Source organism: Actinomadura sp. K4S16, from assembly GCF_008327685.1.
Taxonomy (GTDB): domain Bacteria; phylum Actinomycetota; class Actinomycetes; order Streptosporangiales; family Streptosporangiaceae; genus Spirillospora.
This window is the reverse complement of the sequence record NZ_BDDE01000010.1, coordinates 587903-601423: the sequence shown is the minus strand read 5'-3', so window position 1 is coordinate 601423 and position 13521 is coordinate 587903. Positions and strand designations below refer to the sequence as shown.

General features: G+C 73.8%; 13 protein-coding genes. 11 read left to right on the top strand and 2 right to left on the bottom strand.

Going from position 1 to position 13521, the window contains the following annotated elements; all coding sequences use genetic code 11:
• Window positions 1-50: 50 nt before the first annotated feature.
• Entirely contained in the window at window positions 51-1262 is a 1212-nt protein-coding gene (locus K4S16_RS03545) for a phosphatidylserine/phosphatidylglycerophosphate/cardiolipin synthase family protein (RefSeq protein WP_149257321.1), read from the top strand.
• On the opposite strand, the gene K4S16_RS03540 is transcribed toward K4S16_RS03545, so the two are convergent.
• Window positions 1259-1915, bottom strand: a complete 657-nt coding sequence (locus tag K4S16_RS03540; protein WP_235036544.1) for a uridine kinase — start codon at window positions 1913-1915, stop codon at window positions 1259-1261. The two genes, K4S16_RS03545 and K4S16_RS03540, sit on opposite strands and share 4 nt — an antisense overlap.
• Window positions 1916-2040: 125 nt before the next feature.
• Between K4S16_RS03540 and K4S16_RS03535 the strand changes: the two genes are divergently transcribed.
• Together K4S16_RS03535 and K4S16_RS03530 are read left to right on the top strand one after the other, a co-directional pair.
• The gene (locus K4S16_RS03535) at window positions 2041-3258 is read left to right on the top strand and encodes a CaiB/BaiF CoA-transferase family protein (protein WP_149257320.1); all 1218 of its coding nucleotides are present in this window, start codon (window positions 2041-2043) and stop codon (window positions 3256-3258) included.
• The gene (locus K4S16_RS03530) at window positions 3258-4658 is read left to right on the top strand and encodes an acyl-CoA synthetase (protein WP_149257319.1); all 1401 of its coding nucleotides are present in this window, start codon (window positions 3258-3260) and stop codon (window positions 4656-4658) included. The genes K4S16_RS03535 and K4S16_RS03530 overlap by 1 nt, the downstream gene beginning before the upstream one ends.
• On the opposite strand, the gene K4S16_RS03525 is transcribed toward K4S16_RS03530, so the two are convergent.
• On the bottom strand, window positions 4655-5230 hold the full coding sequence (locus K4S16_RS03525; RefSeq protein WP_149257318.1) for a TetR/AcrR family transcriptional regulator: 576 nt from the start codon (window positions 5228-5230) through the stop codon (window positions 4655-4657). The genes K4S16_RS03530 and K4S16_RS03525 overlap by 4 nt on opposite strands.
• A gap of 139 nt (window positions 5231-5369) precedes the next feature.
• On the opposite strand from K4S16_RS03525, the gene K4S16_RS03520 reads away from it, so the two are divergent.
• The 8 genes from K4S16_RS03520 (at window position 5370) to K4S16_RS03485 (ending at window position 13520) form a co-directional block, all read left to right on the top strand.
• Window positions 5370-6011 (top strand): NAD(P)-dependent oxidoreductase, encoded by a 642-nt coding sequence (locus K4S16_RS03520; RefSeq protein WP_149257317.1) that lies wholly within the window; start codon window positions 5370-5372, stop codon window positions 6009-6011.
• A gap of 99 nt (window positions 6012-6110) precedes the next feature.
• Window positions 6111-7085: an ABC transporter ATP-binding protein gene (locus K4S16_RS03515; RefSeq protein WP_149257316.1), complete on the top strand. Its 975-nt coding sequence runs from the start codon at window positions 6111-6113 to the stop codon at window positions 7083-7085.
• Entirely contained in the window at window positions 7082-7945 is an 864-nt protein-coding gene (locus K4S16_RS03510) for an ABC transporter permease (RefSeq protein WP_149257315.1), read from the top strand. The genes K4S16_RS03515 and K4S16_RS03510 overlap by 4 nt, the downstream gene beginning before the upstream one ends.
• Window positions 7946-7992: 47 nt before the next feature.
• Window positions 7993-9306: a sensor histidine kinase gene (locus K4S16_RS03505; RefSeq protein WP_149257314.1), complete on the top strand. Its 1314-nt coding sequence runs from the start codon at window positions 7993-7995 to the stop codon at window positions 9304-9306.
• Window positions 9303-9908: a response regulator transcription factor gene (locus K4S16_RS03500; protein WP_149257313.1), complete on the top strand. Its 606-nt coding sequence runs from the start codon at window positions 9303-9305 to the stop codon at window positions 9906-9908. The genes K4S16_RS03505 and K4S16_RS03500 overlap by 4 nt, the downstream gene beginning before the upstream one ends.
• A 162-nt stretch (window positions 9909-10070) precedes the next feature.
• A complete protein-coding gene (locus tag K4S16_RS03495) occupies window positions 10071-11234 on the top strand; it encodes a pyridoxal phosphate-dependent aminotransferase (protein ID WP_149257312.1) in 1164 nt (387 codons plus the stop codon).
• 107 nt (window positions 11235-11341) lie between these two features.
• Entirely contained in the window at window positions 11342-12316 is a 975-nt protein-coding gene (locus tag K4S16_RS03490) for a carbamate kinase (RefSeq protein ID WP_235036543.1), read from the top strand.
• Window positions 12317-12407: 91 nt separating this feature from the next.
• Window positions 12408-13520: a ring-opening amidohydrolase gene (locus K4S16_RS03485; protein WP_235036542.1), complete on the top strand. Its 1113-nt coding sequence runs from the start codon at window positions 12408-12410 to the stop codon at window positions 13518-13520.
• Window position 13521: the final 1 nt, after the last annotated feature.

The window sequence follows — 13521 nt, the reverse complement described above, 5'->3', positions numbered from 1 at the left end:
GACGGCACGGGTCCGCTGATCGTTGCCCTGGCATAAGGAGAAAGAAGCAGATGACCGTGTCGGAGCAGCCGGTTCCCCCCGGAGACGACCTGCTCTCATCTCCGTCCGACGACCGCGCGCACCGGATCCGCCGGTCCCTGGAACGGCTGATCGGCGTGGCGGCGACGGAGGGAAACTCCGTGACGCCCCTGCGCAACGGGGACGAGATCTTCCCCCGCATGCTGGACGAGATCGCCGGAGCGCGGCGGACCATCGACATGATGACCTACGTCTACTGGCGCGGGGACATCGCCCACCGGTTCGCCGACGCGCTGTCGGAGCGCGCCCGCGACGGGGTGCGGGTCCGGCTGCTGCTGGACGGCATCGGCGCGTGGCAGATCGAGAAGGACCTGGTGGAGAAGATGGAGCGGGCCGGCGTCACGGTCGCCTGGTTCCGCAAGCCCGTCTACGTCTCGCCGTTCAAGCAGAACCACCGCTGCCACCGCAAGGTGCTGGTGGTGGACGAGCAGGTCGCCTTCACCGGCGGCGTCGGCATCGCCGAGGAATGGTGCGGGGACGCCCGCGACGAGAGCGAGTGGCGCGACAGCCACTTCAGGGTCCGCGGGCCCGCGGTGGACGGGATCGCGGCCGCGTTCGCGCAGAACTGGGCCGAGTGCCACGACGTCCTCTTCGACGACCGCGACCGCTTCGCCGGGCACGAACCCGCCGGTGACGCGGTGGTCCAGGTCGTGCGGGGGTCGGCCAGCGTCGGCTGGCAGGACATGCAGACCCTGCTCCGCGTCGTCCTCCAACTGGCCGAGCGGCGGCTGCGGATCGCGTCCGCCTACTTCGCGCCCGACGACTACTTCGTCAATCTGCTGTGCGAGACCGTCGGCCGCGGGGTCGAGGTGGAGATGCTCCTGCCCGGCCCGCACGCCGACAAGCGCGTGAGCCGCCTGGCGAGCCAGCGGCATTACGAGGACCTTCTGAAGTGCGGTGTGCGCATCCATCAGTTCCAGCCGGCGATGCTGCACACGAAGATCCTCACCATGGACGGGATCGTCTCGCTCATCGGGTCCACGAACTTCAACCGGCGTTCCATGGACCACGACGAGGAGGTCATGCTCGCCGTGATCGACCAGGACCTGACCGCGACCCTCGACGCCCATTTCGACGAGGACCTCGCCCGCAGCAAGCAGGTCGACCACGCGCGATGGGCCCGGCGGTCCACGACGCAACGCGCCAAGGAGCTGGCGATCACCCCGATCCGCCGCTTCCTCTAGGGGCCCTCGCCCGTCCCCGGCCTCGGGGGACGGGCCCTGAAGCGGTACGGGGTGAAGGTGGTGCCGTCCACGAGGAGGTCGCAGCGGTCGAGGGTGGCGTCGGCGGTGAAGTGGGCCTGTTCGCGGACGGCCCAGTCCTCCCAGGCTCCGGCGTACTCGGGGCCGTCCCGGTCGAGGGCGCGTGCGCGGCGCAGGTCGTACGGCGCGTCGATCCAGATCCGGTAGGCGGCGGGCGCCTTCGCCCACGCGGAACCGACGCCCTCGACGATGAGGACGGGCGCGGGCGGGATCTCTTCCTCGGGGCCGTAGCGGTCGTGGTGCCAGTCGTAGCGGCGCAGCACGGCAGGACGTCCGTTCCGCAGCGGGTCGAGCACCGCGCGCTGGAGGGGCCGCCACCAGGTGAGCGGATCGGCGTCCCACGGCACCCGGAAGTCGTCCGAGCGGACGACCGGGGCGCCGACCAGGGCCTCCGCCAGGTGGCCCGCGAACGTCGACTTCCCCGCCCCGCTCGGGCCGTCCACCACGACGATCCGCGCCCGGCCGCAGGACGGCGGCAGCGCGAGCAGCCGTGCGGCGAGCGCGGGGTAGGTCATGCGGGCGAAGGCCCCGGCGGAGTCGGCCCCGGCGGGGTTGGGCTCGGCGGAGTCCGGCACGGACGGCATACTTCCAGGTACCCGCCCCGCGGCGGAGCCGGCCCCCGGCCGGAGCCGTCCGCCGGAAGGAGCCGCCCCCGCGGGGACACCGCCTCGGGGGCACGGCCCCTGGAAGGAGAACGCCCTTGCCCGGACCGCTCGAAGGCGTCGTGGTCATCGATCTCAGCCGCGTCGTGGCGGGCCCGCAGGCCACCATGACGCTCGCCGACCTCGGCGCCCGCGTGATCAAGGTCGAGCAGCCCGGCACCGGCGACGAGACCCGCGGCTGGGGCCCGCCGTTCGCGGGCGAGGACCGGGTGAGCACCTACTACCTCTCGATCAACCGGAACAAGGAGTCGATCACCCTCGACCTGAAGTCGGACGAGGGCGCGGACGTCCTCGCCCGGCTCGTCCGGCGCGCCGACGTGCTCGTGGAGAACTTCCGGCCCGGCGTCCTCGACCGGCTCGGCTTCCCGGTGGAGCGGCTGCACGAGCTGAACCCTGGGCTGGTCGTCCTGTCCATCACGGGGTTCGGGCACGACGGGCCTGAGGGCGGGCGCCCCGGCTACGACGCGATCATGCAGGGCGAGGCCGGGATCATGAGCGTGACCGGGCCGCCCGGCACGCCGAGCAAGGTCGGCCTGTCGATCGCCGACATCCTCGCCGCGGGCAACGGCGTCGCGGGCGTGCTGGCCGCCCTGTACGAGCGCACCCGCACCGGGCGAGGGACCGTCGTCCGTACCTCGCTGCTGGCGTCCGTGGTCGGCGCCCACATGTTCCAGGGGACGCGCTGGACCGTCGCCCGGGACGTCCCCGAGTCGGTCGGCAACGACCATCCGTCCATCGCCCCGTACGGGACGTTCCGCTGCAAGGACGGGCAGATCCAGATCGGCGTCGCGAACCAGAACCTGTGGCGCAGGTTCGCGCCGATCGTCGGCCTGGACCCGGGCGACGCCCGCTACGCGACGATCCCCGACCGCTCCGCCCGGCGCGCCGAGCTGACCGCCGACATCGAGCGGGTCCTCGCGGGCGACACGCGTGACGCCTGGCTCGCGCGGCTCGGTGAGGCGGGCGTCCCCGCGGGGGCGATCCGGTCGATCGACGAGGTGTACGAGTGGGAGCAGACCCGCTCGCAGGGCCTGGTCATCGAGGTCGACCATCCGCAGCTCGGGCCCATCGAGCTGCCCGGGCCGCCGCTGCGCTTCGACGGCGCGCCGCCCCGGGGGCACACCGCGCCGCCGCTGCTGGGCGAGCACACCGACGCGGTGATGGCCTGGCTGGAAGGGCTTGAAGAGGCCGAGAGACGTGCGGAGCCCGAAGGACCCGAAGGACCCGAAGGACTCGACGAGGAGGAGAGCGGCTGATGATGGACCTGCTCGGCGGGACGGGCGGCCCGGTGCGGATCGCCGGACGCGAGCTGCCCCGCGACGAACTGCTCGGCCGGGCCTCCGCCGTGGCCGCGGAGATCCGGGGAGCGGACGCGGTCGCCGTGCACGCCACGGCGTCCCTGGAGACGGTCGCCGCGGTCGTCGGCGGCCTCCTCGCGGGCGTCCCCGTGGTGCCGCTGCCGCCCGACTCCGGGCCCGCCGAACGCGCGCACATCCTCGGCGACTCCGGTGCGAGCCTCCTCCTCGCGGCCGGTGGGACGGAGCGCTCCGAGGGGGAGCCTCCGCTCGTCCCGGTCGACGCGCTGCCGCACCACGGAGGCGGCGGGGGCGGCGAGGTCCCCGCCGACGCGACCGCCCTGATCCTCTACACGAGCGGGACGACGGGCGCGCCGAAGGGCGTGCTGATTTCGCGGAGCGCCATCGCCGCCGGGCTCGACGCCCTCGCCGAGGCCTGGGCCTGGACGTCCGATGACGTCCTGGTCCACGGGCTGCCGCTGTTCCACGTGCACGGGCTCGTCCTCGGCGTCCTCGGGCCCCTGCGGGCCGGTTCGCGCCTCGTCCACACCGGGCGTCCCAGGCCGGAGCTGTACGCGGCGGCGGCGCGGGACGACGGCGGCAGCCTGTTCTTCGGCGTCCCCACCGTCTGGTCGAGGACGGCGGCGGACCCGTCCACCGCCGGGGCCCTGCGCGGCGCGCGGCTGCTCGTCTCCGGCAGCGCGCCCCTGCCCGTGCCCGTGTTCGAGCGGCTCTCGGCCCTCACCGGGCACCGCCCGGTCGAGCGGTACGGCATGACCGAGACCCTCATCACGGTCAGCGCCCGCGCGGACGGCGACCGGCGCCCCGGCTACGTCGGCACGCCGCTGCCCGGCGTCGAGACGCGCCTGACGGCCGAGGACGGCTCGCCCGTCCCGCCGGACGGGGAGACGCCCGGCGAGCTGCACGTCCGCGCGCCGCTGCTGTTCAAGGGGTACCTCAACCGCCCCGAGGCGACCGCGGAGTCGTTCACGCCGGACGGCTGGTTCCGCACCGGCGACATCGCCACGATCGGCCCGGACGGCTGGCACCGGATCGTGGGGCGCGCGTCGACCGACCTCATCAAGAGCGGCGGCTACCGGATCGGCGCCGGCGAGATCGAGAACGCGCTGCTCGCCCACCCCGCCGTGCGGGAGGCCGCCGTCCTCGGCACCCCGCACGACGACCTCGGCGAGCAGGTCACCGCCTACGTCGTCGCCGACGGGGTGGGGGAGAAGGAGCTCATCGACTTCGTGGCCGAGCGCCTCTCGGTGCACAAGCGGCCCCGCGTCGTCCACATGGTCGGCTCCCTGCCCCGCAACGCCATGGGCAAGGTCGTGAAGTCCCGCCTGGGCGAGCTCTAGGGGAGGACCTCCGCTAGGACGGGGTTGACCAGCTCGCGGGCGAACGACTCGGGCGGGTCGGAGGCGTCCTCGCCTTCCGCGAAGTAGCGCAGGAAGCCCTGCTGGAAGCACGCGCCCATCAGCAGTGCGGCCACGGCCTGCGTGTCCGCGTCAGGGGCGACCCTGCCGAGGTCGCGCTCGGCGTCCAGGTAGCGGGCCAGCGCCCGTACCGGCTCCTGCGGGCCCGCGCCGTACTTGCGCAGCGACTCGCGGGTCGCCTGCAGCAGCCGCGGCTGCGCCGCCATCGAGACCATCATCGGGAACGCCCGCCGGTAGAAGCGCAGCCCGCCGTGCACGATCCCGACGAGGTTGGACTCGACGGTGCCCTCGCCCGGGACGCCCATAGAGGTGAACGGGGGCATCCGCTCCTTCAGCACGCACAGCATCAGCTCGTCCTTGTCGCGGAAGTGCTTGTAGAGCAGCGCCTCGGAGTAGCCGGACGCTCTCGCGATCTCCTTCGTGGTCGCGCCGGCGACCCCGTGCCGCCGCATGATGCCCGCCGCGGCGTCCAGGATCCGTTCGCGCGCGCTCAATGGGCCCCCTTGACAGGTGAGTGAACGCTCACCAGGATAGAGGTTAGTAAGTATTCACTCACCCCTCAAGTGCTCGCCCGTCCGGCGCATTCCAGAGGTGCCGACGGGGCGCTCACGGGGGTTCGGGTAGGAGGACAGGATGAGGTTCACGGTCTTCGGGGCGACCGGGGGCACCGGCGTCCAGGTCGTCCGGCGCGCGCTCGACGCCGGGCACGAGGTGACCGCCGTCGTCCGCGACCCCGCCGGCCTGCCCGGCGAGGTCCGCGCCTGCGCCGACGTCGTCCAGGCCGACGTCATGGACCCGGGCGCGATCGAGGAGGCGGTCAAGGGGCGCGACGCCGTGATCACCGCGATCGGCACCCGCGACGGCCGCCGCCCGACCAGCGTCTGCGCGGACAGCACCCGCGGCATCGTCGAGGCGATGCGGGCGGGCGGCACCGAGCGGTTCGTGCTGACCAGCGCGTCCGGGCTGCACGCAGGGCCGGGCGACGACCCGCTCACCCGGTTCCTGGTCAAGCCCCTCGTCCTCGGCCCGCTCCTCAAGCACGTCTTCAACGACATGCGCGCCGCCGAGGCCCTCACCCGCGACTCCGGCCTCGCCTGGACGATCGTCCGCCCGCCCCGCCTCACCGACGGCCCCGGCAACGGCCGCTACCGGAAGGCGGCCGACCGCAACGTCCTCGGCGGCCTCTCCATGGCCCGCTCCGACCTCGCCACCGCGCTCCTCGACATCGCGGGCGAGCCGTCCACCGCCGGGCACGTCATCAGCGTCGCGGGCTGAGCGGCATGACACCTGTCATGCCGATCGCCTGACAGGCGCCGCCGGAAGCGGTGACACGCGCTTCTACCGGCGCGCTCGCATGATCGCGACGCTGGGGGCATGGAGACGAACCCAGCCATCGGCGTCGACGGGCTCCGGCAGCGGTACGGGGACTTCGAGGCCGTCGCCGGGATCTCGTTCGAGGTCGCGGCAGGCGAGTTGTTCGCGCTGCTCGGCACGAACGGCGCGGGCAAGACCACCACGCTCGAAACGCTGGAAGGGCACCGGAACGTCCACGGAGGCACGGTCCGGGTCCTCGGCCACGACCCGTACGCGGAACGCCGGAAGGTCCGCCCGCGCATGGGCATCATGCTGCAGGACGGCGGCTTCTTCGCCGACCTCACCGTCGCCGAAACGATCGAGCACTGGCGCGGCTTCACCCCCTCCGCGCGCGACCGCGACGAGGCCATCGCCATGGCGGGGCTCGCGGAGAAGGCGGGCGTACGGGTGCGGCAGCTGTCCGGCGGCCAGAAACGCCGCCTCGACCTCGCGCTGGCCCTTCTCGGCAGGCCCGAGGTCCTGTTCCTGGACGAGCCGACGAGCGGCATGGACCCCGAGGCCCGGCGCGCGACGTGGGACATCGTCGAGGACGTGGTCGCCGACGGCACGGCGGTCCTGCTCACGACCCACTACCTGGAGGAGGCCGAGCACCTCGCCGACCGGCTCGCGATCCTGCACCGCGGGCGGATCGAGACGTCCGGCACGGTCGCGGAAGTGGTCGCCGGACACGGCGACCGCATCTCCTTCCGGCTGCCGGAGCGCCTCCAGGTCGCCGAACTGCCCCCTCTGCACGGCGCCCGCGCCGACGTCCGAGTGGAGGGCGGCCGAGCCGTCGCGTCCTACACCCTGCCCTCCGGCACGCCCCCGTCCGGCTCTCCGCCGTCCGGCCCCGCCGCCGATGCCGGGCTCCAAGCGGGCCTCTACGAACTGCTGCGCTGGGCCGACGAGGAGGCCGTCCGGCTGGACGGCCTCCGGGTGCGCAGCGCCTCCCTCGAAGACGTCTTCCTGCACACCGCCGAAGGAGCGGCCCGATGAGCCCCCGGGTGAGACCCGCCACGAAGCCCGCCCTGAATAAGCCCGCCCTCAAGAAGACCGCCCTCATGAGACCCGATGCCGTTCTGGGCGTCGCGCGCCTCGACCTCACCCTGCTCTGGCGGAACCGGACCGCCCTCTTCACCGCCGCCGGCCTGCCGCTGCTGTTCGCCGCCATGCTCGTCCCGGTCCGCGGCCAGAAGATCGACGGCGTGGACGGCGCCCTCCTGCAGGGCACCGGCCACCTGGGGTTCTTCCTCGTCTTCGCCGTCTTCATGAACCTCGTCAACGTGTTCACCGCCCGCCGCGAGGACCGCACCCTCAAGCGGCTGCGCGGCACCGCCCTGTCGGACGCGGAGATCATCGGCGGCGGCGTCCTCACCGCGACCGCGCTGTACACGGTGCAGGCCGTCGCGCTGCTGGTCCTGCTCGGCACCGCGATGGGCGGCCGGGTCCCCGCCGACCCCGTCCTGGTCCTGGCCGGGCTCGCGGGCGGCGCCGCCGTGTTCGCGGCGCTGGCGCTCGCGGTCTCGGGCGCCACCCCGAACGCCGAGCTGGCGCAGCTCACCGTCCTGCCGATCATGTTCGGGTGCATGCTCGGGGCCGGGGTCATGTTCCCGCTGGACGATCTGCCCGGCTGGCTGCAGGCGGCCTGCCGCTGGGTCCCGCTCAGCCCGGTCGTGGAGATCGTCCGGACCGGGTACTTCGGCCAGGACTTCGTGCACCGGCCCGCCCACCCCGCCGTCGGCCTCGCCGAAGGCTGGCTGACCTGCGTGCGGCCGTTCCTCGTCCTCGCCTTCTGGATGGCGACCGGCCGCCTCATGGCCACCCGCTGGTTCCGGTGGGAGCCGCGGCGCGCCTGACCGCCGCGGGCCCACCGTTACAGTGCGATGCGAGGAGGAACGAGGACATGGCGGTCGCGACCACGGCGGACATCGAGGAGCAGGCCGCCCGGAGGCTGGAGCGCTACCGGCGGGTGACGTACCGCTCGTTCATGTTCGCCGCCATGGGCTTCGTCCTGCCGGCCCTCTACGGGCTCGAAGACGCCTACACCCGCGGCGACGCGGGCGCGCCCCTCACCGCCGCGGTCGTCGCGGGGCTCGCCGTCCTCAGCTGGTGCTACACGCGGCTCGTCCGGGGCGGGCTCGAAGGGACCCTGTCCAAGCGGGACACCGTGGCCAGTGCCGCCGTCGCCGCCGCGCTCAGCCTGATGCTGCTCACCAGCCCGTGGTTCAGCGTCATCCCCGTGTTCTGGGTCTCGGCCGTGGTGCTGTCCCCGATGGGCCGCGGGCGGATCGTCGCGCTGTGCGCGGGCACCGGGACGTACTGCGGGGCCGTCGCCACGGCGGGCGCGGAGCGCCTGTACCCGGAGGGCGACGCCCCCTGGTACGCGATCCTCCCGGTGCTGTGCGCCCTGTACACCGCGATCTGCGGGTTCGTCGTGTTCGTCAACCGGTACCAGCGGCGCATGTGGGAGCTGCACCAGGAGGCCTACGCGGCCCGCGACGCCCTCGCCCGGCTCGCGGTCACCGAGGAGCGGCTCCGCTTCTCCCGCGACCTGCACGACCTGCTCGGCCACAGCCTGTCCCTCATCGCGGTGAAGAGCGAGCTGGCCAAGCGGACGGTGCGCGACGACCCGGACCGGGCCGGCGCCGAGATGGCGGACGTCCAGCGCGCGGCCAGGGAGGCGCTTCGGGAGGTCCGCGCCGCCGTCCGCGGCTACCGGGCCGTCGAGCTGGACGCCGAGCTGGCCGGCGTCCGGGCCGTCCTGGAGGCCGCCGGGGTGCGCTGCGAGATCGGCCGCCTGCCGGACGGGCTGCCGCCGGCGGTCCGCTCGGTGCTCGCCTGGGTGATCCGCGAGGGCGCCACCAACGTCATCAAGCACAGCGAGGCGCGGCACTGCACGATCAGTCTCGACGTGTACGGCGCGCCTTCCGGGGACGGCGCCCTCTACGGTGACTCCGTGGTCCTGGAAATGCGCAACGACGGCGTCCGCGGCGCCGAGACCGCGGCGGGCTCGGGCCTGACCGGCCTCACCGAGCGCGTCGCCGTCCTCGGCGGCGAGATCACCGCCGGCCGGCACGGCCGCGACGGGTACCTCCTGCGCGCCGCCGTCCCGCTCCCTCCCGTCCACGGCCCGGGTGAGGCCGGTCCAGACGGGCGGGGCTCGGACGGGAGCGGGACGGGCGCCGGTCAGGTGCTGCCGGCCGCGAGGCCCGCGTGATCCGGGTCCTGCTCGCCGACGACGAGCACCTCATCCGCGGCGCCGTCGCCGCCCTCCTCGGCCTGGAGACCGACCTGGAGGTCGTCGCCGAGGTCGGCCGCGGCGACGAGGTGCCCGCGGCCGTCGCCGCGCACGATCCGGACGTGGCCGTCCTCGACATCGAGATGCCGGGCGCGGACGGCCTCACCGTCGCCGAGGAACTGCACGCCTCCGGCGCCCGCTGCGCGGTGTGCATCCTCACGAGCTTCGGCCGCCCGGGCTACCTGCGCCGCGCCATGTCCGCCGGGGTCCGCGGCTTCGTCGCCAAGGACGCTCCCACCGACGAGCTCGCCAGCGCCATCCGCAAGATCCACGGCGGCGGCCGCTACCTGGACGCCGAACTGGCCGCCAGCGCGATGGCCGCCGGCGACAATCCGCTCTCCGAACGCGAACGCGACGTCCTGCGCCTGGCCGGCGCCGGCGCCGAGACCGCCCGCATCGCGGCCGACCTGCACCTGTCCGAGGGCACCGTCCGCAACTACCTGTCCACCGCCATGGCGAAGATGGGCGAACCCACCCGCGTCCGCGCCGCCCGCGCCGCGATCGACATGGGCTGGATCTGACCCCCGGCCGGGCCGGACATCGCGACGCGGTCGGACACCGGGAAGTGGCTGGACACTGCGAAGCGGCCGTTCCTCGGGCCGGTGGTTCCCCGGGCCGCGAGAGGCCGTTCAGACGACGCCGTGCTCGCCGCGCATGCCGGGCAGGGGGCCTAGGCTTGGGGCGTGAGCGAGCCATTGGTCGAGCGCATGCAGGGATTCGGCGAGACGATCTTCGCTGAGATGTCGGCTCTCGCCGTCCGGACCGGGGCCATCAATCTTGGCCAGGGCTTTCCGGACGAGGACGGCCCGGCGGGGGTCCTGGACGCGGCGGTGCAGGCGATCCGGACGGGCGCGAACCAGTATCCGCCCGGTCCCGGCCTGCCCGAACTCCGGGAGGCCGTGGCGGCGCAGCGGCTGGAGCGGTACGGGCTGTCGTTCGATCCGGCGACCGAGGTGTTCGTGACCGTCGGCGCCACCGAGGGGATCGCCGCCTCCGTGCTGGCGCTGGCGGGGCCGGGCGACGAGGTGATCGTGTTCGAGCCGTACTACGACTCCTACGCGGCCGTGATCGCGCTCGCCGGGGCAGTGCGCAGGCCGGTCACGCTGCGCCCGGTCGAAGGGCGTTTCACCTTCGACCCGGACGAACTGCGCGCCGCCGTCGGCCCGCGCACCCGGGCGATCCTGGTGAACTCGCCGCACAACCCGGCCGGCACCGTGTTCACGCGGGACGAGCTGGAGGCCATCGCGGACGTCTGCCGGGAGCACGACCTGGTCGCGATCACCGACGAGGTCTACGAGTACCTGACGTTCGACGAGACCGAGCACATCCCGCTGGCGACGCTCGACGGCATGCGCGAGCGGACGGTGTCGGTGTCGTCGGCGGGCAAGTCGTTCTCGGTGACCGGCTGGAAGACCGGCTGGGTGACGGCGCCCGCCCCCTACATCCGGGCCGTCCAGACCGTGAAGCAGTTCCTCACCTACGCGGTCAGCGCCCCCTACCAGCGCGCCGCCGCCTACGCGCTGCGCAACGAGATCCCGTGGGTGGAGGAGCTGCGCAAGTCGCTCCAGGCGAAGCGGGACCGCCTCATCACCGGCCTTGAGGCCGCGGGGTTCACGACCTTCCGGCCGCAGGGCACCTACTTCGTGCAGGCCGACATCCGCCCGCTCGGCTTCACCGACGGCATGGAGCTGGCCCGCGCCCTGCCGGACCAGGCGGGCGTCGTCGCGATCCCGAGCCAGGTGTTCTACGACCACGCCGAGGCGGGCGCCCACTTCGTCCGGTTCGCGTTCTGCAAGAAGGACGAGGTCATCGACGAGGCCGTGAGCCGCCTCGCGCGCCTGCGCTGAACGGTCCCGGGGCGCCGGGGCATTGCCGGAAAGTGCCGAAGAAACGGCGTTCGTTGGGCGGAATTCGCCCGTGAGCGGTGCCCGCCGCGCGGGTTAGCGTCCGTCCCGTGACCCGGGGCCATCAGGGAGAAGACGGCGCGACGCGCACCGGCGAGCGGATCCTGATCGCGCTCGGCGGCAACGCCATGACCGCGCCGGACGGCAGCGCCACCCCGGACGCCCAGGCGGCCGCGATCGAGGGCGCGATGGCGCACGTGGCCGATCTCGTGGCGGCGGGCGCGCGGGTCGCGCTCACGCACGGCAACGGCCCGCAGGTCGGCAACCTGCTGATCAAGAACCAGCTGGCGGCGGGCGTGGTGCCGCCCGTCCCGCTGGACTGGTGCGGCGCGCAGACCCAGGCCACCGTCGGCGTGATGATCATGAATGCGCTGGAGCGGGCGCTGGCCGCGCGGGGTGCGGCCCGCCCGGTGTCGACGGTGGTGACCCGGACGCTCGTGGACGCCGCCGACCCCGGTTTCCTGGCCCCCGCCAAGCCGATCGGCCGCTACTTCCCCGAGGCGGAGGCCCGCCGCTCGATCGCGCTCGGCCAGGTCTGGAAGGACTTCGGGGACCGTGGCTGGCGGCGCGTCGTCGCCTCGCCGGAGCCGCTGGAGATCCTGGACGCCGACGCGGCCGCCGTGCTCCTGGACGCGGGACACGTCGTGGTCGCCGCGGGCGGCGGGGGAGTGCCCGTGGTCCGGGCGGACGGGGCGCTGCGCGGCGTCGAGGCCGTCGTGGACAAGGACCTGGCCGCGCAACTGCTGGCCCGCCGCCTGGAGGCGACCACCCTCGTGATCGCCACCGACGTGGAGAACGCGATGACCGGGTTCGGGACGCAGCGGGCCCGCCCGCTGCACCGCACGACGGTCGCGGAGCTGACGGAACTGGCCGCCGCCGGGCACTTCGCCGGCGGCAGCATGGGCCCGAAGGTCGAGGCGGTGCGGCGGTTCGTCGCGGCCGGCGGTCGGCGCGCCGCGATCGCCTCGCTGCCCCGGCTCGGCGACGCCGCGCACGGCAAGGCCGGGACGGTCGTCGAGGACTGACCCCGGGTAGAGACCGATCACCAGTGCGGCCGGCGAGCAGGCCGGCCGGCGAGCAGCACGGCCCGATGAACGGCACGGCAGTTGAGGAGCGATGACGGTGCCCGATCCGATCGAAGTCCGCAAGATCCCCATCGAGAGCGTGACCGACGCGTCCGGGCTTGCCCGGCTGATCGACGACGGCGTCCTGGAGGCCGACCGGGTCCTCGCCGTGGTCGGCAAGACCGAGGGCAACGGCGGCGTGAACGACTACACGCGGCTGCTCGCCGACCGGGCGTTCCGCGAGGTGCTCCTTGCCAAGGGCACGCGGACGGCGGACGAGGTGGCGCGCGTCCCGCTGGTGTGGTCGGGCGGCACGGACGGGGTGCTCAGCCCGCACGCGACCGTCTTCGCGACCGTCGACCCCGCCCGCGTCCCCGCCTCCGACGAGCCGCGGCTGTCGGTCGGCGTCGCGATGAGCGAGATCATCCTGCCCGAGGACATCGGACGCCCCGCGATGGTGGAGACCGTCGCCGCCGGCGTCCGCGAGGCCATGAAGACCGCCGGGATCGACGATCCGGCCGACGTCCACTACGTGCAGACCAAGACGCCGCTGCTCACCCTCGACACGATCAACGACGCGAAGACGCGCGGCCGCGACGTCGTCACCGAGGACACCCTCAAGTCCATGGACATCTCCAACTCCACGACCGCGCTCGGCATCGCCGTCGCGCTCGGCGAGATCGAGGCGCCCTCCGCCGACCAGATCCACAAGGACCTGTCGCTGTACTCGTCGGTGGCGTCGTGCTCGTCCGGCGTCGAGTTGGACCGGGCGCAGATCGTGGTCGTCGGCAACGTGCGCGGCATCGGCGGCCGGTACCGGGCCGGGCACGGTGTGATGAAGGACGCACTGGACGCCGACGGGATCTGGGACGCGATCCGCTCGACGGGCCTGGACCTGCCCGAGCGGCCCCGCACGTCCGACCTCGGCGACCGGCTCGTCAACGTGTTCATCAAGTGCGAGGCCGACCCGAGCGGCTCGGTGCGCGGCCGCCGCAACATCATGCTCGACGACTCCGACGTGCACTGGCACCGGCAGATCAAGGCGTGCGTCGGCGGCGTCGCGGCCTCGGTCACCGGCGACCCGGCGGTGTTCGTGTCGGTCGCGGCCGTGCACCAGGGCCCGTCCGGCGGCGGCACCGTCGCGGCCATCGCCGACCTCGGCTGAC

Coding starts and splice junctions, on each gene's coding strand:
- K4S16_RS03545 (WP_149257321.1), top strand. CDS start 51: ATGACCGTGTCGGAGCAGCCGGTTCCCCCCGGAGACGACCTGCTCTCA.
- K4S16_RS03530 (WP_149257319.1), top strand. CDS start 3,258: ATGATGGACCTGCTCGGCGGGACGGGCGGCCCGGTGCGGATCGCCGGA.
- K4S16_RS03520 (WP_149257317.1), top strand. CDS start 5,370: ATGAGGTTCACGGTCTTCGGGGCGACCGGGGGCACCGGCGTCCAGGTC.
- K4S16_RS03515 (WP_149257316.1), top strand. CDS start 6,111: ATGGAGACGAACCCAGCCATCGGCGTCGACGGGCTCCGGCAGCGGTAC.
- K4S16_RS03510 (WP_149257315.1), top strand. CDS start 7,082: ATGAGCCCCCGGGTGAGACCCGCCACGAAGCCCGCCCTGAATAAGCCC.
- K4S16_RS03505 (WP_149257314.1), top strand. CDS start 7,993: ATGGCGGTCGCGACCACGGCGGACATCGAGGAGCAGGCCGCCCGGAGG.
- K4S16_RS03485 (WP_235036542.1), top strand. CDS start 12,408: ATGACGGTGCCCGATCCGATCGAAGTCCGCAAGATCCCCATCGAGAGC.